Annotated in this window: 21 protein-coding genes; 9 read left to right on the forward strand and 12 right to left on the reverse strand. The window is 73.5% G+C overall.

Annotation, left to right across the window (positions count from 1 at the left end; all coding sequences use genetic code 11):
* Window positions 1–93: 93 nt before the first annotated feature.
* From ACZ4TO_RS34465 to ACZ4TO_RS34480, 4 genes are all read right to left on the reverse strand, one after another.
* Window positions 94–309: a proteinase inhibitor I78 gene (locus tag ACZ4TO_RS34465; RefSeq protein ID WP_382789466.1), complete on the reverse strand. Its 216-nt coding sequence runs from the start codon at window positions 307–309 to the stop codon at window positions 94–96.
* A 363-nt stretch (window positions 310–672) separates the two neighbouring features.
* On the reverse strand, window positions 673–1,719 hold the full coding sequence (locus ACZ4TO_RS34470; protein ID WP_468026263.1) for a helix-turn-helix transcriptional regulator: 1,047 nt from the start codon (window positions 1,717–1,719) through the stop codon (window positions 673–675).
* Between the two features lie 151 nt (window positions 1,720–1,870).
* Window positions 1,871–3,151: an ABC transporter substrate-binding protein gene (locus ACZ4TO_RS34475; RefSeq protein ID WP_468026264.1), complete on the reverse strand. Its 1,281-nt coding sequence runs from the start codon at window positions 3,149–3,151 to the stop codon at window positions 1,871–1,873.
* Between the two features lie 6 nt (window positions 3,152–3,157).
* Window positions 3,158–3,685, reverse strand: a complete 528-nt coding sequence (locus tag ACZ4TO_RS34480; protein ID WP_382789472.1) for an MTB12 C-terminal domain-containing protein — start codon at window positions 3,683–3,685, stop codon at window positions 3,158–3,160.
* A 122-nt stretch (window positions 3,686–3,807) separates the two neighbouring features.
* Here ACZ4TO_RS34480 and ACZ4TO_RS34485 point away from each other — a divergent pair, with 122 nt between their 5' ends.
* From ACZ4TO_RS34485 to ACZ4TO_RS34495, 3 genes are read left to right on the forward strand one after another with little or no spacing between them, the layout of a single operon-like run.
* The gene (locus ACZ4TO_RS34485; RefSeq protein ID WP_468026265.1) at window positions 3,808–4,314 is read left to right on the forward strand and encodes a hypothetical protein; all 507 of its coding nucleotides are present in this window, start codon (window positions 3,808–3,810) and stop codon (window positions 4,312–4,314) included.
* Complete coding sequence (locus ACZ4TO_RS34490; RefSeq protein ID WP_468026266.1) at window positions 4,314–7,352, forward strand: ABC transporter permease subunit; 3,039 nt, start codon at window positions 4,314–4,316, stop codon at window positions 7,350–7,352. Before ACZ4TO_RS34485 ends, ACZ4TO_RS34490 begins: the two co-directional genes overlap by 1 nt.
* Window positions 7,349–8,077: an ABC transporter ATP-binding protein gene (locus ACZ4TO_RS34495; protein WP_468026267.1), complete on the forward strand. Its 729-nt coding sequence runs from the start codon at window positions 7,349–7,351 to the stop codon at window positions 8,075–8,077. Before ACZ4TO_RS34490 ends, ACZ4TO_RS34495 begins: the two co-directional genes overlap by 4 nt.
* Here ACZ4TO_RS34495 and ACZ4TO_RS34500 read toward each other — a convergent pair.
* Together ACZ4TO_RS34500 and ACZ4TO_RS34505 are read right to left on the reverse strand one after the other, a co-directional pair.
* Entirely contained in the window at window positions 7,965–8,672 is a 708-nt protein-coding gene (locus tag ACZ4TO_RS34500; protein ID WP_382789484.1) for a LysM peptidoglycan-binding domain-containing protein, read from the reverse strand. The two genes, ACZ4TO_RS34495 and ACZ4TO_RS34500, sit on opposite strands and share 113 nt — an antisense overlap.
* A gap of 186 nt (window positions 8,673–8,858) precedes the next feature.
* Entirely contained in the window at window positions 8,859–9,551 is a 693-nt protein-coding gene (locus ACZ4TO_RS34505) for a transglycosylase family protein (protein ID WP_382789488.1), read from the reverse strand.
* Between the two features lie 535 nt (window positions 9,552–10,086).
* On the opposite strand from ACZ4TO_RS34505, the gene ACZ4TO_RS34510 reads away from it, so the two are divergent.
* Both ACZ4TO_RS34510 and ACZ4TO_RS34515 read left to right on the forward strand, forming a co-directional pair.
* Window positions 10,087–10,860 (forward strand): hypothetical protein, encoded by a 774-nt coding sequence (locus ACZ4TO_RS34510; protein WP_468026268.1) that lies wholly within the window; start codon window positions 10,087–10,089, stop codon window positions 10,858–10,860.
* Between the two features lie 247 nt (window positions 10,861–11,107).
* On the forward strand, window positions 11,108–11,467 hold the full coding sequence (locus tag ACZ4TO_RS34515) for a hypothetical protein (RefSeq protein ID WP_468026269.1): 360 nt from the start codon (window positions 11,108–11,110) through the stop codon (window positions 11,465–11,467).
* 75 nt (window positions 11,468–11,542) lie between these two features.
* Here the strand turns inward: ACZ4TO_RS34515 and der are convergent, their stop codons facing one another.
* The 5 genes from der to aroH all read right to left on the reverse strand — a co-directional run bounded on the left by der (window position 11,543) and on the right by aroH (window position 16,041).
* Entirely contained in the window at window positions 11,543–13,021 is a 1,479-nt protein-coding gene (gene der / locus ACZ4TO_RS34520) for a ribosome biogenesis GTPase Der (protein WP_382789496.1), read from the reverse strand.
* A gap of 76 nt (window positions 13,022–13,097) precedes the next feature.
* Entirely contained in the window at window positions 13,098–13,811 is a 714-nt protein-coding gene (locus ACZ4TO_RS34525; protein ID WP_382789499.1) for a lysophospholipid acyltransferase family protein, read from the reverse strand.
* A complete protein-coding gene (gene cmk, locus ACZ4TO_RS34530; RefSeq protein WP_382789501.1) occupies window positions 13,769–14,464 on the reverse strand; it encodes a (d)CMP kinase in 696 nt (231 codons plus the stop codon). Before cmk ends, ACZ4TO_RS34525 begins: the two co-directional genes overlap by 43 nt.
* Before the next feature lie 132 nt (window positions 14,465–14,596).
* Window positions 14,597–15,682, reverse strand: coding sequence for a prephenate dehydrogenase (locus tag ACZ4TO_RS34535; protein ID WP_382789504.1), 1,086 nt, complete (start codon window positions 15,680–15,682; stop codon window positions 14,597–14,599).
* Window positions 15,679–16,041, reverse strand: a complete 363-nt coding sequence (gene aroH, locus ACZ4TO_RS34540; RefSeq protein ID WP_328454065.1) for a chorismate mutase — start codon at window positions 16,039–16,041, stop codon at window positions 15,679–15,681. Before aroH ends, ACZ4TO_RS34535 begins: the two co-directional genes overlap by 4 nt.
* Before the next feature lie 305 nt (window positions 16,042–16,346).
* On the opposite strand from aroH, the gene ACZ4TO_RS34545 reads away from it, so the two are divergent.
* From ACZ4TO_RS34545 to ACZ4TO_RS34560, 4 genes are all read left to right on the forward strand, one after another.
* On the forward strand, window positions 16,347–17,024 hold the full coding sequence (locus tag ACZ4TO_RS34545; protein WP_468026270.1) for a hypothetical protein: 678 nt from the start codon (window positions 16,347–16,349) through the stop codon (window positions 17,022–17,024).
* A 25-nt stretch (window positions 17,025–17,049) separates the two neighbouring features.
* Window positions 17,050–17,631 (forward strand): DUF6529 family protein, encoded by a 582-nt coding sequence (locus ACZ4TO_RS34550; protein ID WP_382789513.1) that lies wholly within the window; start codon window positions 17,050–17,052, stop codon window positions 17,629–17,631.
* On the forward strand, window positions 17,628–18,038 hold the full coding sequence (locus ACZ4TO_RS34555) for a Rieske (2Fe-2S) protein (RefSeq protein ID WP_382789516.1): 411 nt from the start codon (window positions 17,628–17,630) through the stop codon (window positions 18,036–18,038). The genes ACZ4TO_RS34550 and ACZ4TO_RS34555 overlap by 4 nt, the downstream gene beginning before the upstream one ends.
* A gap of 201 nt (window positions 18,039–18,239) precedes the next feature.
* Window positions 18,240–18,893, forward strand: a complete 654-nt coding sequence (locus ACZ4TO_RS34560; protein WP_468026290.1) for a nucleotidyltransferase domain-containing protein — start codon at window positions 18,240–18,242, stop codon at window positions 18,891–18,893.
* Here the strand turns inward: ACZ4TO_RS34560 and ACZ4TO_RS34565 are convergent.
* Complete coding sequence (locus ACZ4TO_RS34565; RefSeq protein ID WP_468026271.1) at window positions 18,861–19,679, reverse strand: nucleotidyltransferase domain-containing protein; 819 nt, start codon at window positions 19,677–19,679, stop codon at window positions 18,861–18,863. The genes ACZ4TO_RS34560 and ACZ4TO_RS34565 overlap by 33 nt on opposite strands.
* Between the last annotated feature and the right edge of the window lie 2 nt (window positions 19,680–19,681).

Raw genomic sequence — 19,681 nt, forward strand, 5'->3', positions numbered from 1 at the left:
CCCCCGGCTCGACGAGCCGGGGGCCTTCGCGCGTCGTGGGCGGCGCTCAACTCGGTGCCGCGCGGCGGCGTTCGCGGGGCCGGGTCCGGGCGCTCAGCCCTTCCAGCAGCGCGTCACCGTACCGTCCGTGACCTCGAAGTTCAGCCTCCCCACCAGGTACTCCATGGTGATGATCGCGCCGGGCGGCAGCGAGCGGACCGTCGGCCAGCCGCGCTCCAGCGCACGCTCACGCGCCCCGTCCACCTCCAGCCCGACATAGCTCTCCGGATCGTCCTGCGGCTCTGTGTGAGAGGGGGGATTGGGTGCCATGACCGCCACGTTAGGCGGCACGCCCGGGCGGCGGAAGCCCGATCGGCGACGAAGCGTCACCTGTCCCCCGCCGGTCACACTTCTGTCACAGGATCACGACACGTGTTTCGCCGAACTCCATCACCCGTATGAGGGGCCGCTTCCGTGTTCCGCACGCCTTCGAACGTAATTCGGAGCCGCCGTACGAGCTCACCGAATAGTCCCCTGAAATGTGCACGGCGGTGGCCGGCGCGCGTCCCGCGGCGCTTTTCCATTCCGGGCCGCTCCGATTCCGGCTCGGGCCGCGGAAGCTGACGCCGCATAGGAAATACACGCCACGCGCACACAACCCCCGCACGGCCGCCGCGGCACCCGGGACTTCCGCTACGGCACGCGGCCCGTGACCGCCGCACCCTCGGGACCCCGCTCCCCCGGACCCCGTTCCCCGGCACCGGCTCCCGCGCGGCCCGGCCGCTCCAGCGCGCGGGACAACCGGTCCCGGGCCGTCCTGATCACGTCGCCGAGTTCGGCCGGCTCCAGGACCTCGAACTCGAGCCCCGTCATCATCACGTGGATGACCATGACGTCGAGGCTCGGCGCCCCGGTGCGCAGGATGCAGGTGTCGCCGTCCGACGCCTCCAGGGTCCCGGCCGACGGCGAGATCCGTGCGGCGGCCTCCTCCAGCGGCACCAGCAGCCGGACGACGGCGTGCGTGGCGTAGGCGCCGGTGGAGACGCCCCGGGAGACGTACTCGGCCAGATTCCCGGCCGGTGGCGTACGGGGTGCGAAGCGCGGTCCGTGCGGCGGCCGGGGCGTGATGCGGTCGGCCCGGAAGGTGCGCCAGTCCTCGCGGTCGACGTCCCAGGCCACCAGGTACCAGCGGCGCTCGGTGCACACCAGCCGGTACGGCTCGACGGTCCGGCGCGTCGAGGACCCCCCGTGATCGCGGTACTCGAAGCGCAGCCGCTCGCTGTCACGGCAGGCGTTGGCCAGTTCGGTGAGGACGGCGGGATCGACGGCGGAGGCCTCCGGACCGCGCAGCATCGGCACCGTGAAGGCGTTCAGCGCGCCGACCCGGCGCCGCAGCCTGCTCGGCAGGACCTGCTCCAGCTTGGCGAGCGCGCGCACCGAGGACTCGCCGATGCCCTCGATGCCCTGCCCGGCCGCCGTGCGCAGGCCCACGGCCACCGCGACGGCCTCGTCGTCGTCCAGGAGCAGCGGCGGCAGTTCGGCCCCCGCGCCAAGCTGGTAGCCGCCGCCCGTACCGGGGCTCGCGTTGACGGGGTAGCCCAGCTCGCGCAGCCGGTCCACGTCACGGCGGACGGTGCGCGGGGTGACGCCCAGCCGCTCGGCGAGGTCCGCGCCCGACCATTCGCGGTGGGCCTGCAGCAGTGAGAGCAGGCGCAGCAGTCGTGCGGATGTCTCCAACATGCCGCCGAGTCTGCCAGCGCTTGCGGACAGCCACTGTCCGCAAGACGACGTCCCTCAGAAGCCCGGCCGACTCCCCGGACGCGGCCAGCCTGGCGGGCGCCGCGGGCTTCACGGACTCCGCGATCCTGGCGCTCCACGGGCGCCGCGGGCTTCACGGGCGGTAGGCGATCTGCGGCACGTCGAAGCAGTTCGTGTTCATGTCGCCCTGGGTGACCCAGCCCCTGCCGTCGCGCCAGCGGGCCACCGAGAGGCACGTCCGGCGCGTCTTCGGCGGCTCGGCCAGCCGCTCGTAGGTGACGGGGAGCAGCAGCCCGCCCGCGGTGTAGGGCTCGCCCCGGTTCATGAACGCGTCGACGCACCCCCGGGTGATGCCCGTACGCGCGCAGGACGTGGCCGCGTCCGTGAACCACCGGGCCGCCGCCCATCCCTCGAGTTGCCACTGGGAGTGGCTCGGCAGCCCCTTCGTCGCGTCGCGGAACTCCCGTACCGCGGTGTCGCCGGTGTCCTCGTAGTTGCGGCTCGCCCCGGTGGCCCACAGGGCGTTGCGGCAGCGCGGCGCGTCCTTGTAGTCCTCGGGGACGGTGGACGTCCAGTTCTGGACGTTGGTCACCTTGGCGGTGACCCGGGCGCCGACGTCGTCCATGGCCTTGCAGAGCTGGGAGTTGCCGTGGGTGTCGAGGGCGTCGAAGACGAGGTCGGCGCCCTGGGCCTTGAGGTCGGCCGCGGCGGCGCGGAAGTCGGGCAGCGCGAAGTCGACCTGTTCGCCGACCACCCGGTAGCCCTCGGCCCTGAGCCCGTCGGTGACCAGTCGGGCGTAGGCGGCGGAGGCGGACTGGTTGTAGGAGACGACGGCGGCCGTCCGGGCGCCGTGGACGCGCTTGAAGTAGCGGTAGACCTCGGTGCCGCCGTAGAGCTCGCCGTCCCAGCCGGGGGTGCCGTGGCGTGGCGCGAGGCTGCCGTAGATCCCGTACAGGTGCGGATACGTGTCGTAGGCGGCGCCGATGGGCTGGCCGCCGATGTCGGGCACGCCCGCGCGGGACACCTGGGAGGCGCCGGCGTAGTCGAGGGCGGTCGTGGCGACGAGGGCGACGACCTTGTCCTGGTCGATCAGCCGGCGCACGCAGGCGCTGTTGCCCACCCCGCTGCCGCCGTCGTCGCAGGTGCGCACCTCGACGCGCCGCCCGTCGATGCCGCCGCGGGCGTCGAGCCGGTCGAACCAGGCCTTGGCCCCGTCACGCGGTCCGGTGAACGCGGCGGCGCCGACGGGGCTGGTGGCGCTGCTGATGACGCCGACGCGGATCGGCTCGGCGGACGCCCGGGGTGTGGGCGTGGCGCGGTTCTCGAAGTCGCTCTCGGGGAGCCGGCTGCCGCAGGCCGTGCCGAGCAGGAGCAGCAGGCCCGCGACGGCGGCGCCGGTCGCTGTGCGCCGCACCGCTGATCAGCAGCCCGGGACGGGACTCGACGACCCGTTGCCGCTGAGCTGCACCAGCGCGCAGAGCGTTTTGACGGAGACCTTCCAGGTGCCGTTCTGCTCGACGGCCGTCCCCGAGGCGTTCGGCAGGGCGGTGGCGCCGTTCAGGGTCAGCGTGTAGGTCACGTTCGCCTCGGTCGGCGAGGTGAACTCGATCTTCTCCACGTTCGACTTCACCTGCTGACCGCGCTGGTCGCCGTTGAAGCCCTGCAGCACCGGGGCCATCTGCTCGCCGTTCTCCAGGACGGCCAGCTTGTCCTTCGCGGAGACGGCCGGGTCGAAGAACTTGTCCCAGTTCTGCTTGATCTCCTGCTGGGCCGCGGCCGGGTCGGCCGGAGCCGTGGCGGTGGACTGTTCCGCCGTGGGGGTGGGCGACGCGGAACTCCCGCCGCCGTTGTCGTCGCTGCACGCCGTGAGGGCCGCGGCGAGGACGAGAACCGCTGCCGCCGCCACTCCCCCGACGTTCCCCCGCCTGAGGTCGCTCCCGAGAACCATCTGGCTCACCACCGGGTGTCGGTCCGGGCCAAAAGCGCCCGGTGCTTTCAGGGTCAGCTTCCAGAAGGCATAGTGCAAGCCATCGGCTGACATGGACAGATACCCGACGTGTGGGAGTCCGGATGCGGACAGCTCGACCGCGCAGCGCGCACCCCGTCCTGTGGGCCGGCTGGGCCGCGCTGGCCGCCGGGGCGGTGCTGTGTGTCGTCGGCTGGTACGGCATCTCGGGCGAGCGGTACGCGGAACGCCAGCTCCCCTACCTCGCCTCCTGCACGCTGCCCGGTGCCGCGCTGATCGTCGCCGGGTCGGTGCTGCTCACCCACGGCCGGAACGCCTCGGCGACGGCGCGCGTCGAGGAGCTGTACGGACTGCTGGTGGCGGCGGGGTCCGCCGAGGAGGAGCCGGGGCCGGCGGCTGCCGTGGCGCCGGCCGCGGCCGGGGACCTCCTGATGGTGCCCGGCGGCACCCTGTACCACCGGGCGGACTGTCCCCTCGTGGCCGGGAAGCCGGAGGCCGTGCCGGCCGACTCGCGCGTCCTCGCGAGCGGGGACCTGGGGCCGTGCCCGATCTGCGAGCCCGACGCCGAGCCCGACGCCGGGGACGTCCCTTCCGCCGGTCCGGGCGACTGATGTCCTCGTTGACGTACGACCTCACCCTGGCCGGGCTCTCGATCGGTGCCGCCGCCGCGCTCACCGGCATCGGGCTGATCGTCACCTACCGCGCCACCGGGGTGCTCAACTTCGCGCACGGCGCGATCGCGATGGTGTGCGCGTATCTGCTGCGCCAGTTCACGGTCGAGTGGGGCTGGCCGCTCGCGCTCGGCGCCACGGTGACCCTGCTGCTGGTGGCCCCGGCGATCGGGATGGCCCTGGAGCGCTTCGTGTTCCGGCCACTGGCCGTGCTCGGCGGCGATCCGGCACAGACCCTGGTGGCGAGCATCGGGGTGTTCGTGCTGCTGGTCGGCGGGGCGGCGCTCGTGTGGGGCACCGGTGCGCGGGCGGACGCGCCGACGCTGGTGTCGGCGGATCCGTGGGGGCAGCTCGCGGTGGTTGTCGCGCTGGCCGCGGGGGTGGGCGCGGTGACACGCTGGACCCGCTTCGGGACGGAGCTGCGGGCGGTCGTCGACGACCGGCCGCTCGCGGTGCTCGGCGGGATCGACGCGGACCGGGTGGCCGCGGCGGGCTGGGCCTTCGGCTCGTTCACGGCGGGCCTGACGGGCGTGCTCCTCGCGCCGTACGTGCGGCTCGACCCGTACGGCCTGCCGCTGCTCGTCATCGAGGTCATGGCCGTCGCCGTGGCGGCCCGCATGCGCAGCCTCACGGTGGCGATCGTGGTCGCGCTCGGCATCGGTGTCGCCCAGAGCCAGCTCACCCGGCTGCACCCCTCGGGCTGGGCGGAGCCGCTGCTGCTGGCGGTCGGCGCCAACCTCTTCGTGGTCGCGCTGCTCGTCGCCGCGCTCGTCCTGCCCGGCATCGGCACCCGTGACGCGCTCCCGCGCCCGGCGACGGTCCGCGTGCCGACCCCGCCCGGGGCCTGGGCCGTGGCCGTCGTGCTGTTCCTGCTGCCGCTGGGGCTCGCCGGCTCGGACCTGCACACGGCGGTGCAGGTGCCCGCGCTCGGCGTCGTCCTGCTGTCGCTGGTCGTGGTCACCGGCCGCGGCGGCCAGATCTCGCTGGGGCAGGCCGCGTACGCCGGTCTGGGCGCCCTGTTCACGGCCCTGCTGGCCGCCGGCAGGTTCCCGGGGCTGCCCCGGCTGCCCGAACTGGCCGCGCTCGCGGTGGCCGTGCTCCTGGTGGCCCCGCTCGGGGTGCTGACCGGCTGGCCGGCCATCGAACGGCACGGCCTGGCGCTCGCCGTGGCCACCTTCGCGGTGGGCGTGGGGGTCAGCCGGTTCGTGTTCGCGCAGCCGTACGCGGTGGCGGGCCTGTCCCTGGACCGGCCGGCCGGGTTCGGCGGCGACCGCGCGTACTACGTACTCGAACTCGTCCTGCTGGCCGGCGCCGTGCTCGCCGCGCACGGCCTGCGCCGGGGCAGGACGGGCCGGGCCCTCGCCGCCATGCGGGACCACGAGGCGGGCGCGTCGGCGGCGGGCGTGCGCGTCCCCGAGCTGAAACTGACCGCGTTCGTGGCGGGGGCCGCGCTGGCCGCGCTCGGCGGGGCCATGCTCGGCATGGGGCTGCGCGCCTTCGACGCCACGCAGTACGACCCGGTCCGCAGCCTGCTCTGGTTCGCGGCGGTCGTCGTGCTCGGCGCCGACAGCGTCCTCGGGGCGCTGGTCGCCGCCGCGCTGCTCGTCGGGCTCGACGCGGGGGCCCGCGGCGGGGTGGCGGCCGCCCTGATCGGCCTCCTCGCCGTCCTCGTCGGCCGCTTCCCCGAGGGCCCGTACGAGGCCCTGCGCGCGGCCACGACCCGGCTCCGCCGCCCCCGGGCGACCCTCACCCCGCTGGGCACCCGGACCCGCCACCACCTGCGCGCCGCCGCCGGGGGCCACGAAGCCCTCGGGCCTGCGGCGGTCACGGGGCCCGTTCCGGCGAAGGGCGCCGTGCGGGCCACGAGGCCGATCACGGCGAAGGACACCACAGCGGCCACGACCGCCCTGCCCGGCACCGGCCGGAAACCCGGACCCCGCCGGGGCCCGGCAGCACCGGCCGGCATCGGCCCGAAAGCCGGGCCTGGCCCGGACCGCACGGCGCCCACCGGTACGGGCCGGAGACCCGGACCCCACCCGGAACCCACCACGCCCACCGCGCCCACCGCGCCCACCGCGCCCACCGCGCCCACCGCGCCCACCGCGCCCACCGGCCAGGAAACCGCGCCCAGCGCGAGCCACCCGGCGCCCACCGGCACCGGCCGGGAACCCGGGCCCCGTGCGGGCGCGGGCGTGTCGGGTGTGGGGGCGTCGGGTGTGGGGGCCTCGGTCGCCGGACGGGGCGGCGTGGGGGCGCGGGCCGGGGGCGGAGGGGTTCGGTCCGGGAGTGGGGGCCAGGGGCTGACCGCCCGTCGGCTTCGTGTCGTCTACGGCGGGTTCACCGCTCTCGACGGGGTCGCCCTCGACGTCCCGCCCGGACGGGTCACCGCGCTCGTGGGGCCCAACGGGGCCGGGAAGAGCACCCTCTTCCACTGTCTCGCCGGCACCCTGCGCCCCTCGGACGGACAGGTGCTGCTGGCGGGGCGGGACATCACCCGGCTGGCGGCGCACGCCCGGACCCGGCTGGGCGTGGCCCGGACCTTCCAGCAACTGGCCGTCTTCCCGTCGCTGTCCGTCGCGGAGAACGTGCGCGTGGGCGCCGAGCAGGGCCGGACCGCCGACCGGGGGTCGGTGGAGCGGGCGCTGCGGCTGTTCGGCCTCGACGGGCCGGTGCGGTCACTGCCGGCGGCGGGCCTCCCGACCGGCACGCTCCGGCGCGTGGAGCTGGCCCGGGCCCTCGCCGGGAACCCCCGGGTGCTGCTGCTCGACGAGCCCGCGGCCGGTCTCGACACCGCCGAGGTGGCCGCGCTGGCCCGGGTCCTGCGGGCGCTGGCCGCGGACGGCATGGCCCTCCTGGTCGTCGAGCACGACCTCGATCTGGTCGCCGACCTGGCGCACACCGTCCACGTCATGGCGGCCGGACGGATCGTCACCTCGGGTCCCGCCGACCGCGTCCTGGACACGAGGACCGGCGGATGACCATCGCCCTGCGCGACGCGCGCGTCCGCTACGGCCCCCTGGAGGCCCTGCACGGCGTGAGCCTGGTGGCCCCGGGCCCCGGCCTCACCGTGCTGCTGGGACGCAACGGCTCCGGCCGTACGACCGCGTTGCGCGCGCTGGCCGGGTCCGTGCCGCTCGCGTCCGGTGCCGTCGTCTGGGACGGCGCCGACGTGACCCGGCTGCCCGCGTTCGAGCGGGCCCGGCGCGGGCTGTGCCTCGTCCCGGAGCGCCGGGCGGTGTTCGCCTCCCTGACCGTCCGGGAGAACCTCGAACTCGGGGCGGCCGGCCTGCCGGTGGCGCTGGAGGCCTACCCGGAACTGGCCCCGCTGCTCCCGCGCCACGCGGGCACCCTCTCCGGCGGCGAACAGCGCATGCTGGCCCTGACCCGCGCCCTGTCGCCCCGCGCGCGCGTGGTGCTCGTCGACGAACCCGCGCAGGGCATGTCACCGGCGGTCGCGGCCCGGACGTACGCGCTGCTCGGTGCCCTCGACGCGTGCGTGGTGATCGCCGAGCAGCGGCTGCCGCCGGGACTGCGCGAGCGGCCGGGGAGGACGACGTACGTCCATGAACTGCGCCGTGGCGCGGTCGTGTTCAGCGGAGAAGCCGCAGAGACGGTGGCGCTGAACGGTGGGCCACCGGGTTCAGGGGCGGCCCGAACAGGGCGGGACCCGCGGCGCGGGAGGCGCCACCCGCCTTCGGGATGACGAGCTGGAGGCCCTTGGCCAGCCGGTCGGGGCTGGCGCCGACCTTCTTCTTGTTGACGTTGTAGAGCGTGCGCCAGCCGCCCGGCACCTTGTACTTGCGGGCGATCGACACGAGCGTCTCGCCCGCCTTCACCACGTGGAAGGGCCCTTGCAGCCCGTACGACTTCGAGCACTCGGGCCAGGCGCCCCAGCCCTGTTCGGCCAGCACCTTCTTGGCGACCTTGATCTGCTGGGCGCGGGTGGCGAGATCGGCGCGCGGCGCGTAGGCGAGCCCGCCGAACCGGATCCAGGTGGGCTGCCAGAACTGGAGCCCGCCGTAGAAGCCGTTCCCGGTGTTCGCGTGCCAGCGGCCGCCGCTCTCGCACTCGGCGAGGCAGGTCCAGGGCCATTCGTCGTTCGCGCAGTCGAAGGCCCCGCGGACGGATCTCGGGCCCGGGAGCGGGGGCGGTGCCGCCGTGTCCGCGGCGTTCGCGGAGCCGGGGACGAGGGCGGCCAGGAGGGCGGCGGCGACGGCCGCGTACCGCACACGAGCGGTCGGCAGCCGGGACGCGGTGCGTGCGGTCGGCGGAATCCGCCTGCTCGGCATGAAGGGCATCGGGCCACGCTAAGCAGCGGGTCCCGCTCGCCCGCCGAGCCCGTGCCCGGCACGCCCGGGGCCCCACCCGGTCGGAGGACCGGGCGGGGCCTGGGGTGTGTCCGTGGCGTCCCGCCCGCCCGGCGACGCCCGGTCCGGTCGCCGGGACCGGACCGGGCCCGTGCCCGGCGCGAGGGGGAGCGTGGCTCAGATGTCGAGCCGCTGGCCGGGCACGATCAGGTCGGGATCACCGCCGATCACGGACTGGTTGGCGGCGTAGATCTTCCGCCAGGTGGTCCCGTGCCGCGCGGCGATGACACTCAGGGTGTCGCCTTCGCGGACGGTGTAGTCGCCGCGGGACGAGCCGCGGTTCACGTGGCCCGGCGCACGGGACGGCGTCTTTGCCGCTTCCCGCTTCGCCGGGACGGACTTTTGGGCCGGCTTCGAGGCCGGCTTGGTGCTCGCGGACCCCGTCGACCCCCCGGACCCCGAGGAGCCGGGCGCGCTGCCGTAGGCGCCGGCCCGGGCCGAACAGGTGGGCCAGGCGCCCCAGCCCTGTGCGCTCTGGACCTTGGTGGCGACGGCTATCTGCGCGCTCCTGGAGGCCTGGTCGGCGGTCGGCGCGTACGCCGCGCCGCCGTAGGCGCGCCAGGTGCCGGCGGAGAACTGGAGTCCCCCGTAGTAGCCGTTGCCGGTGTTGATGTGCCAGTTGCCGCCGCTCTCGCACTGGGCGATGCGGTCCCACACTCCACTGTCGGCCGCCGCGGCCTCACCGGTCGCGGCGAGCAGTCCGAGCGGGGCGAGCAGTGCCGCCCCGGCGAGGACCGCTGTCGTACGTGTCTTGTTCGCGGTACGAGCCTTGTGGCCGTTCTCGTGAGTGCTGTCGGCACATGCGGACATGTAGTTCCCTCTCGAAACACCCGGGGTCCCCCAGGACGGGACGCGGTGACCTGCGCGTAGGACGCGGCCCTCGCGCTCCGACCCGTCCACCGGCGGCGTGCTGTGATCCGAAGCGGATCGGCCGGCGGACGTACCCGAGCGGTGCTCGTTGCACACGGCGGAGGAATCTATGGACCCGGGCGCCCCGATATCAACCAACTCCTTGTCATTCGAGGCCAGTTAACGGTTACCGCAGGTATCATCGATTTTCGGCCACCCACTTCATAGGGTGATTTCCGGATTTGTCGACCCCCGCCCGATGTGATCTGTGACTTACTTCACCCAGTCAACTTCCTTAGGCCTCCTGGAAGTTGACTGGGAGTAACCAATTCCGGGGGCGCTTTCACCCTGGGCGTCGGATGGTTCGATTCCGTTCGCCCTCGGGCGTGACTCCGGCCACAGATCACCCGTTGACATCTTCATGAGCCGGGAACCCCCCGGTTCATGGGCCGGGAGCCACCCGGCACCGCCACGCACCGCATCCCGAGGAGCCACCGTGCCGCGCATGCTCGACGTCAGCGACGACGTACGCGCCGAGATCGGCGACGAAGAAGCCGACCGGCTGCTCGCCGGAGAGAACGCCCCCGGCAGTTACGACTGCACGTCGTGCCGCACCCCGGGCGACTCGGAACAGGAGCGCACCAGCACCGTCCTGTTCATCGGCGACGAGACCGCCGTCCTCGCCTTCGCCCACGCCACCTGCCTGCCCTCGCAGGTCGTGCAGGTCACCGAGGAACAACTCCAGGGCGCCGTCCGCTCGATCCACCCCGACGGCGCGCCTTCCGACCCCGTCCCCGAGCAGGCCGTGCTCGGTGTCACCAGCGGACTCGTCCTGATCAACGGCGAGCTCCACCCGGCGCTCGTGGTCGAGCCGACCGGTCCGATCGTGCGCCCCGGCTCGACCGACATCGGCGACGACTTCCTGCCCCTGCTGATCGAGCAGGGCTTCATGCCCGCCACCGAACTGAACTCGGTCCCGGCGGTCCTGCACGGCTGGTCCGTGCTGCTCGCGGCGGGCCAGCTCCACGCCGTGCTCCAGCCGGGCGCCGGCGGCGGCTCGCCCGTCGCCTGGTGGCAGGCCCACCAGGCGCTCCAGGTCACCGACGGCTGGCGCGCCGCCGCCAACAAGCTCCAGCAGGTGCTCCTGTTCGCGGCGCCGGTCGGCTCCATCGGCCGTCAGCCGCGGGAGGACCTGCTGCGCGACGCGCTCGACAAGGCCGCGGCCAACGGAAAGCTGGTCGCGGCGGCGATGCCGCTCGCCGGCATCTGAGTCCCGGCGAACGGGGGCGCGGGGAACCGCGGGCAGGTGGCCGAGGCCGGCCGCCGTGGGGTGCCCGCACGGTTCCCCGCGCCCCCGCGCGCGCCCTCACTCCGGACGCCTCGCGAAATGACCGTTCCGGCCGCATCCGTCGGGCGGCGGGGTCGTTGGCACGTACGTGCACACCTACGACGTCCCCGGCCACCGGCCCTTTCAGCCGGTCCCCCCCTCTGGCTCCCCCCTCCGTTCGAGCAGAGAGGTGCCGGCGTCGAGTCCGGTGCTGGACTCCCATCAGGGCGGCTCATCGGCCACGCCGATCTACGACGCGCTCTACGCCGAGTGGATCAGGGCGTTCAGGACCCTGCCCGGCGACCGCCACGGTGAGGAGAACATGGGCTTCAAGGCCTTCGGGATCCTCGGACGCGGTTCGAACTCGTTCAGCTCTTCGGGCACGTACAGCTCGTACAGCGCGGGGGCGCAGACGGCCCGGCAGATCGCGGCACAGCAGGGGCACACCTCGGCCACGCCATCCGTCTGGCAGCCGGGCGCCCGCCAGCACGGCACCGGGATGCACCACATCCCGGCCGCGCTGCCGCCCGCGCCACGCAGGGGCGTGTAGCGGCGAGGACCGCGGACGACAACGCGTGAGGGGCGGCTCCCCAAGGAGCCGCCCCTCACGCTTCGCCCGTGGGCGTTACTTCTTCTTGTTCGCGCCGCGCTTCTCGCGCACCCGCACCGAGATGTGGATCGGCGTGCCCGAGAAGCCGAACTCCTCACGCAGCCGGCGCTCGATGAAGCGGCGGTAGCCGTGCTCGATGAAGCCGGAGGCGAAGAGCACGAACCGCGGGGGCTTGGTGCCCGCCTGCGTGCCGAACAGGATGCGGGGCTGCTTGCCGCCGCGCACCGGGTGCGGGTGAGCGGCGACCAGCTCGCCGAGGAAGGCGTTCAGACGGCCGGTCGGGACGCGGGTCTCCCAGCCGTCCAGGGCCGTCTCGATCGCCGGGACGAGCTTCTCCATGTGCCGGCCGGTGCGGGCCGAGACGTTCACCCGGGGCGCCCAGGCCACCTGGAGGAGCTCGGTCTCGATCTCCCGCTCCAGGTAGTAGCGGCGCTCCTCGTCGAGGGTGTCCCACTTGTTGAAGGCGAGGACGATCGCGCGGCCGGCCTCGACGGCCATGGTGACGATGCGCTGGTCCTGCACCGAGATGGTCTCGGACGCGTCGATCAGGATGACCGCGACCTCCGCCTTCTCGACGGCGGCGGCGGTGCGCAGCGAGGCGTAGTAGTCGGCGCCCTGCTGGAGGTGGACACGCTTGCGGATGCCCGCCGTGTCGACGAACTTCCAGGTCACGCCGCCGAGTTCGATCAGCTCGTCGACCGGGTCGCGGGTGGTGCCCGCCATCTCGTTGACGACGACGCGGTCCTCGTTGGCCACCTTGTTCAGCAGCGAGGACTTGCCGACGTTCGGGCGGCCGATGAGGGCGATGCGGCGGGGTCCGCCGACCGCGGTGCCGAAGGTCTGCGCCGGGGCCTCGGGCAGCGCCTCCAGGACGGCGTCGAGCATGTCGCCGGTGCCGCGGCCGTGCAGGGCGGAGACCGGGTGGGGCTCGCCGAGACCGAGGGACCACAGGTACGAGGCGTCGGCCTCGCCGCTCGGGCCGTCGACCTTGTTGGCGCACAGGACGACGGGCTTGCCGGCCTTGCGGAGCAGGCGGACGACGGCCTCGTCGGTGTCGGTGGCGCCGACCTTGGCGTCGACGACGAAGACGACCGCGTCGGCGGCCTCGATCGCGTACTCGGCCTGCGCGGCGACGGACGCGTCGATGCCGAGGACGTCCTGCTCCCAGCCGCCGGTGTCGACGAGCTTGAAGCGGCGGCCCGCCCACTCGGCCTCGTAGGTGACGCGGTCGCGGGTGACGCCGGGCTTGTCCTCGACGACCGCCTCGCGGCGGCCGATGATGCGGTTCACCAGGGTCGACTTGCCGACGTTCGGGCGGCCGACGACGGCGAGGACGGGCAGCGGGCCGTGGCCCGCCTCCTCGATCGCGCCCTCGACGTCCTCGATGTCGAAGCCCTCTTCCGCGGCGAGCTCCATGAACTCCGCGTACTCGGCATCGCCAAGCGCCCCGTGATCGTGCTCTGCCGAGCCGTCGGGCTGGATGTGGTCGTTCATGAAGTCCGTACCTCGTCGTTCATCGTGGTGATCGGTGGATCAACCGCAAACCGGGTGATCCACTACTAAGTGTCGCCTAGCGCCCGGCGGGGCGCCCGGTGTTTTCCCGGCGCCCGGTCAGATGTCTGGCGTTGTCCAGGTGGGCGCTGAGGTGCTTCTGGATGCGGCCGGTGGCCTCGTCCAGTGCCTGTCGCGTGCGCCGGCCGCTGCCGTCGCCCGCTTCGAAGGGGTCGCCGAACACGACGTCGACCCTGCTGCGCAGCGGGGGCAGCGCCTTGGTCAGCCGGCTGGTCCGCTCGGTGCTTCCCAGTACGGCGACGGGGACGATCGGGGCTCCGCTGCGCACCGCGAAGTACGCGAGCCCGGCTCGCAGCGAGGCGAAGTCGCCCTCGCCGCGGGTGCCCTCGGGGAAGATCCCGAGGACTCCGCCGGACGCCAGGACGCCGAGGGCGTCGGTGATGGCGGCGCGGTCGGCGATCTCCCGGTCGACCTTGAGCTGGCCGATGCCGAGCAGGAACGGGTCGAGCGGGCCGACGAACGCCTCCTTCTTGATCAGGAAGTGCGTGGGCCTGGGCGCGACGCCCATGACCATCGGCCCGTCGATGTTGTGCGAGTGGTTCACGGCCAGGATCGCCGGTCCGGTCGCCGGGACCTTCCAGGCGCCGAGCACGCGCGGCTTCCACAGCCCGTACATCAGGCCGACGCCGATCCGGCGGCCGACCTCGGCGCCTCTCTCGGAGGGTGCGCTCACGCGGCGGCCCGCTTCTCCTCGACGAGGGTGACGACACACTCGATGACCTGCTGGAGCGTGAGGTCGGAGGTGTCCACCTCGACCGCGTCGTCCGCCTTGGCGAGGGGGGAGGTCTTGCGGCTGGAGTCGGCCGCGTCCCGCTTGACCAGTGCCTCACGGGTGGCGGCGATGTCCGCGCCCTTCAGCTCACCGCTGCGGCGGGCGGCACGCGCCTCCGGGGAGGCGGTGAGGAAGATCTTCAGGTCGGCGTCGGGCAGCACGGTGGTGCCGATGTCCCGGCCCTCGACGACGATGCCGGCCGACGCGGACGCGGCGAGCGCGCGCTGCAGCTCGGTGATGCGGGCACGCACCTCGGGCACCGCGCTGACCGCGCTGACCTTGGAGGTGACCTCCTGCGTCCGGATCGGGCCGGCGACGTCGGTCCCGTCGACCGTGATGGTCGGCTCGGCCGGGTCGGTGCCGGAGACGATCTCCGGCTTGCCCGCGGCGGCGGCGATCGCGGAGGGGTCCGTGATGTCGATGTCGTTGCTGACCATCCACCACGTGATGGCGCGGTACTGGGCGCCCGTGTCCAGGTAGCTCAGGCCGAGCTTCGCGGCCACGGCCTTCGAGGTGCTCGACTTGCCCGTGCCGGAGGGGCCGTCGATGGCGACAATCACAGCCGGAGCGGTACGGGCGGCGCCGTTGTCCACGGTGGGAACACCTTCCTGGTGCGGGGTGGAGGTCTCTGCGGGACGCGAGCGCGCCCCGGACAAGGTTACCGGCCCCGCGGACCCCGTATTACTGGCCCTTCCCGGCGCCCGCTCACCGGGAGGGCCCCGGTCCTACTGGCGCAGCGCCCAGCCCCGCTCCCGCAGGGCCGCGGCGAGCACCGGCACCGCCTTCGGCTCCACCATGAGCTGCACCAGACCGGCCTGCTGACCGGTGGCGTGCTCGATGCGTACGTCCTCGATGTTGACGCCGGCCATCCCCGCGTCGGCGAAGATGCGGGCGAGCTGGCCGGGCTGGTCGTCGATGAGGACGGCCACGACCTCGTAGACGCGGGGCGCGGAGCCGTGCTTGCCGGGGACGCGGACCTGGCCGGCGTTGCCGCGGCGCAGGACGTCCTCGATGCCGGAGGCGCCCTCGCGGCGCTTGGCCTCGTCGGAGGACTGCAGGGCGCGCAGGGCCTGGACGGTCTCGTCGAGGTCGGCGGAGACGTCGGCGAGGAGGTCCGCGACGGGGCCCGGGTTCGCGGAGAGGATGTCGATCCACATCCGCGGGTCGGAGGCAGCGATCCGGGTCACGTCGCGGATGCCCTGACCGCAGAGCCGTACGGCCGTCTCCTCCGCGTGCTGCAGGCGCGCGGCGACCATGCTGGACACCAGGTGGGGCATGTGTGAGACGAGCGCCACGGCACGGTCGTGGGCGTCCGCGTCCATGACGACGGGCACGGCACGGCAGTGCGAGACCAGTTCCAGGGCGAGGTTCAGGACCTCGGTGTCCGTGTCCCGGGTCGGGGTGAGCACCCAGGGCCGGCCCTCGAAGAGGTCGCCGCTCGCGGCCAGCGGGCCGGACTTCTCGCGGCCCGACATGGGATGGGTGCCGATGTACGGGGTGAGGTCGAGGCCGAGCGCCTCCAGCTCGCGGCGGGGGCCGCCCTTGACGCTGGCGACGTCGAGGTAGCCGCGGGCGAGACCGCGGCTCATGGCGTCGGCGAGGGTCGCGGCGACGTGCGCGGGAGGTGCGGCGACGATCGCGAGGTCGACCGGCCCCTCGGGGGCCTCGTCCGTGCCGGCACCGAGCGCGGCCGCCGTACGGGCCTGCTCCGGGTCGTGGTCGGCGAGGTGGACGACGACGCCGCGGGCGGCGAGGGCGAGGGCGGCGGACGTGCCGATCAGCCCGGTTCCGATGACGAGCGCGGTCCTCACTGGGCGATGTCCTTGCGCAGTGCGCCCGCGGCGCCGAGGTAGACGTGGACGACCTCGGCGCGCGGCCGGTCGGACTCGATGTGGGCGAGAACACGGACCACCCGGGGCATCGCGCCCTCGATGTCCAGTTCCTGCGCGCAGATCAGCGGGACGTCGACGATGCCGAGCTTGCGCGCCGCGGCCGCCGGGAAGTCGCTGTGCAGATCGGGGGTCGCCGTGAACCAGATGCTGATCAGGTCGTCCGTGGTGAGCGCGTTGCGCTCCAGTATGGCGGTGAGCAGCTCGCTGACCTGCTCGTCCATGTGTCCGGCCTCGTCCCGTTCCAGTTGGACGGCGCCCCGGACCGCTCGTACCGCCACGGTGATGCTCCTCGCTGATCTGTGTGCACGTGTCGCCGGTCCGTCCGAACGTCTCGCCGGTCCGTGTGCACGTCCTGTCACACCAGCGTAGTCAGCCCCTCGCGCGCGGGTGCGCGGCGCCCGTCTGACGAGACGCGGGGCAGACGCCGGGCGCGGCCCGGCCCGGTCGTCCGGCCATGCCGATGTCACCCGAATCGCCCTATTCCGTCACCTCTGGTGAGAACGCGCCCGTGCGCCTCTGGACGCGGGCGCGCCCGTCCGCTCTCATGGCTGATGGCAGGCGGCCCGCGCCGGGGGAGGACCGGATGAACCGACCAGGACCCCTTCTCACGCTCCTCGCGGGGCTCGTGCTCGGCGTGTTCCTGCTGACGCTCAACGCGACGACGGGGACGAAGAGCGCGTCGAACCCGTACAAGGAGGCGTCGCCGGGCGTCTCGGTGTCGGCCACCGCGCCCTCGGCCTCCGTTCCTCCGTCGCCGTCGCGGTCGTCGAGTCCTTCGCCCTCCCGCGCCGCCGTGCCCAACGCCGACTACGCGGGCCGCACCGACGACGACACCTCCGCGGTCGCGGTCTCCCTGCGGGGCGGCAAGGCGATCGCCTACTTCTGCGACGGGCACGACAAGGAGTCCTGGCTCAAGGGCGCGGTCGAGGCCGACGGCACCATGAAGCTCACGGGCGGGAACGGCGACGAGCTGAACGGCACCCTCAAGGACGACAAGCTGATCCGCGGCACGGCCGACGTCGGCGGGCAGCGGTACGCGTTCACCGCCGACCGGGCCGTCAAGCCGTCCGGCCTGTACCGGGCGACGGCCACCGTGCGCGGCGCGAAGATCGACGGCGGCTGGATCGTGCTGCCCGGCGGACGGCAGGTCGGCGTCGTCGACCGCGACGGCACTCCTTCGGCCGCGCCCGAGATCGACCCGGAGACCGGCGCCGTGACCATCGACGGCCAGAAGATCGTCGCCCGTCCCGTCACCCCCTGACCTCCTCCTCCACAGGGAGCCGTTCATGACCGTGGACCCGAACGCCGCCACCCAGGGCTTCCCCTCCCGGCCGCCCGGCCACGGCCCGAGCCCCGCCCGCTACCTCGTCCCGGCCCTGGTCGGCGCGGCCGTCGCGGTCGCCCTCGGGGCCTACGGCAAGGTCCACGACCCGGCGGGAACGGCGTTCAACCTCGCCGGGTTCAGCAGCACGGGCGCGGTGAAGTCCTGGCTGGCGACGACGGCGTTCTTCTTCGCCCTCGTGCAGCTCGTGTCGGCGCTCATGATGTACGGGAAGCTGCCGGGCCCGTCCTGGTCGGCGACGCTGCACCGGTGGTCGGGACGGATCGCGTTCCTGGTGGCGGTCCCGGTCGCGGTGCACTGTCTGTACGCGTTGGGCTATCAGACGTACAGCACGCGCGTCATGTGGCACTCGCTCCTGGGGTGCTTCTTCTTCGGCGCCTTCAGTGCCAAGATGCTGCTGCTCCGCTGGGAGCGCCTGCCCGGCTGGCTGCTGCCGGTCGTCGGCGGCCTCGTCTTCGCCGTGCTCACGGCGCTCTGGCTGACGTCCGCCTTCTGGTTCTTCCGCACGTTCGGAGTGACGACATGACCAACCGCTCGACGCGGCGCACGGTGATCCTCACCACGGGCGCGTCCGCGCTGCTCGCGGCGTGCAGTCAGTACGGCGACAGCGGCGGCTCCTCGGACGCGTCGCCGAAGGCCTCCAGCGGGCAGCAGCTCGCCACCACGAGCGACATCCCGGTCGGCGGAGGCACGGTCTTCAAGGACCAGAAGGTCGTGGTCACCCAGCCGGCGAAGGGCGACTTCAAGGCCTTCTCGGCGGTCTGCACGCACCAGGGGTGCCTGGTGGACAAGGTGGCCGACGGAACGATCGACTGTCCCTGCCACGGCAGCAGGTTCAGTGTCGAGAACGGGGCGGTGAAGGCCGGTCCCGCGCCGCGTCCGCTGCCCGCGGAGAAGATCACGGTGCAGGGAAACTCGATCCGGCTGGCGTGAGCGGGCCCGTACGCTCCTGGCATGCGCTCCGAGCACCCCGCACCCCAGGCAGCCCCCGGCCACCAGGCAACGCCAGCGCGGCAGGTGTCACCGGCGCGGGTCGTGCCGTCCGACCCGCCCGCACCGTCTGCCCCGCCCGCCTCGGTGGTCCCGGCGGCCGGCCTCTCGCTGGTGCGGGACCACACCATCTACTCCTGTGTGATGGGCTCACGCGCCTTCGGACTGGCCACGGACGACAGCGACACGGACCTCCGGGGCGTCTTCCTCGCCCCCACCGCGCTGTTCTGGCGCTTCGAGAAGCCGCCGACGCACGTCGAGGGCCCGGCACCGGAGCAGTTCAGCTGGGAACTGGAGCGGTTCTGCGCGCTCGCGCTGCGCGCCAACCCGAACATCCTGGAGTGCCTGCACTCCCCGCTCGTCGAGTACGCGGACGACTGCGGCCGTGAACTCCTCGCCCTGCGTGGGGCCTTCCTCTCCCGTCAGGCGCACGAGACGTTCGCCCGCTACGCCGTGGGCCAGCGCAAGAAGCTGGAGGCCGACGTCCGCACGCACGGAGCCCCGCGCTGGAAGCACGCCATGCATCTGCTGCGTCTGCTGACGAGTTCGCGCGACCTGCTGCGCACCGGGTCCCTGACGATCGACGTCGGGGCGGACCGCGAGCCGCTGCTCGCGGTGAAGCGCGGCGAGGTGTCCTGGGCCGAGGTCGAGCGCCGGATGCTCCGGCTGGCGACGGAGGCCGAGGAGGCGGCCGTCCGCAGCCCCCTGCCGCCCGAGCCGGACCACGCGCGCGTGGAGGACTTCCTCGTCCGCACCCGCCGGGCCTCAGTGCTCCGGGACTCCGCCGGGGACCGTTAGCCCTTCGGGGACCAGGTCCTCGCCTCCGCCGAAGCCGTCGAGGCGGACCCTGACGACGAAGGCGTGCAGCGCGTCGTACGCGGAGGCGGCGTCCGGCAGTTCGGAGACCTCCTGCGCCTCGTCCAGGAGGACGTGCAGTCGCTCCACGTCCTCCTCGGCCCGGTCGCGCGGGAGGTCCGCGGGCCCGTGCTCGTGCTCCGCCTTCGCGGCGATCAGGTCCGGGAGGTACGCGGGTGAGGCGATCTGTGCGGCCAGCGTGGGCAGATCGGCCTGCACCTCGCCGCTGCGCATGAGGTGGATGCCGGTGAGCAGCACACGGAACGTGTAGAGGAGCGGCTTGAGTTCGCCGCTCTTCTCGAAGAGCCGCCACTGCGTGGCCGCGAAGCCGCGGTAGTGGTGGGCGTGGTGGCGGGTGAGGACCCCGGGGGCGAGCGAGATCAGCTCACGGTGTTCCTCGCTCGTGCGCACGACCAGCGGCGACAGCAACTGCTCCAGCACATAGCCGTTGCGCCGCAGCATCAGCCGTACGAACTTGCGCAGGTCGTGGGTGACCAGGTCCATCTCGGTGCCGTCCTGGAACCACATGCGCGACCGGGTCTCCTCCGGCTCGCCCAGCCCGACGAGGGCGGCCGTCGGCAGCAGGTGGACGCCGCGCAGGTCGATGTCCGAGTCACGGGAGGGGAAGCCGTACAGGTGCGCCCCGGAGACGGTGGCGAAGAGGACGGGGTCGGGCTGTTCGCCCACCACGCGCGCGAGGTCGGCACCGGGACCGAGGACGTCTGTCATGG

The sequence above is a fragment of the Streptomyces sp. NPDC028298 genome, from assembly GCF_055565895.1.

Excerpts from the sequence above, each read along its gene's own strand:
- ACZ4TO_RS34505 (WP_382789488.1), bottom strand. The coding sequence starts at position 9,551 with ATGTCCGCATGTGCCGACAGCACTCACGAGAACGGCCACAAGGCTCGT.
- ACZ4TO_RS34465 (WP_382789466.1), bottom strand. The coding sequence starts at position 309 with ATGGCACCCAATCCCCCCTCTCACACAGAGCCGCAGGACGATCCGGAG.
- ACZ4TO_RS34555 (WP_382789516.1), top strand. The coding sequence starts at position 17,628 with ATGACCAACCGCTCGACGCGGCGCACGGTGATCCTCACCACGGGCGCG.
- ACZ4TO_RS34470 (WP_468026263.1), bottom strand. The coding sequence starts at position 1,719 with ATGTTGGAGACATCCGCACGACTGCTGCGCCTGCTCTCACTGCTGCAG.
- der (WP_382789496.1), bottom strand. The coding sequence starts at position 13,021 with ATGAACGACCACATCCAGCCCGACGGCTCGGCAGAGCACGATCACGGG.
- ACZ4TO_RS34545 (WP_468026270.1), top strand. The coding sequence starts at position 16,347 with ATGAACCGACCAGGACCCCTTCTCACGCTCCTCGCGGGGCTCGTGCTC.
- ACZ4TO_RS34495 (WP_468026267.1), top strand. The coding sequence starts at position 7,349 with ATGACCATCGCCCTGCGCGACGCGCGCGTCCGCTACGGCCCCCTGGAG.
- ACZ4TO_RS34565 (WP_468026271.1), bottom strand. The coding sequence starts at position 19,679 with ATGACAGACGTCCTCGGTCCCGGTGCCGACCTCGCGCGCGTGGTGGGC.
- ACZ4TO_RS34485 (WP_468026265.1), top strand. The coding sequence starts at position 3,808 with ATGCGGACAGCTCGACCGCGCAGCGCGCACCCCGTCCTGTGGGCCGGC.
- ACZ4TO_RS34500 (WP_382789484.1), bottom strand. The coding sequence starts at position 8,672 with ATGCCCTTCATGCCGAGCAGGCGGATTCCGCCGACCGCACGCACCGCG.
- ACZ4TO_RS34560 (WP_468026290.1), top strand. The coding sequence starts at position 18,240 with ATGGGCTCACGCGCCTTCGGACTGGCCACGGACGACAGCGACACGGAC.
- ACZ4TO_RS34550 (WP_382789513.1), top strand. The coding sequence starts at position 17,050 with ATGACCGTGGACCCGAACGCCGCCACCCAGGGCTTCCCCTCCCGGCCG.
- ACZ4TO_RS34490 (WP_468026266.1), top strand. The coding sequence starts at position 4,314 with ATGTCCTCGTTGACGTACGACCTCACCCTGGCCGGGCTCTCGATCGGT.
- ACZ4TO_RS34480 (WP_382789472.1), bottom strand. The coding sequence starts at position 3,685 with ATGGTTCTCGGGAGCGACCTCAGGCGGGGGAACGTCGGGGGAGTGGCG.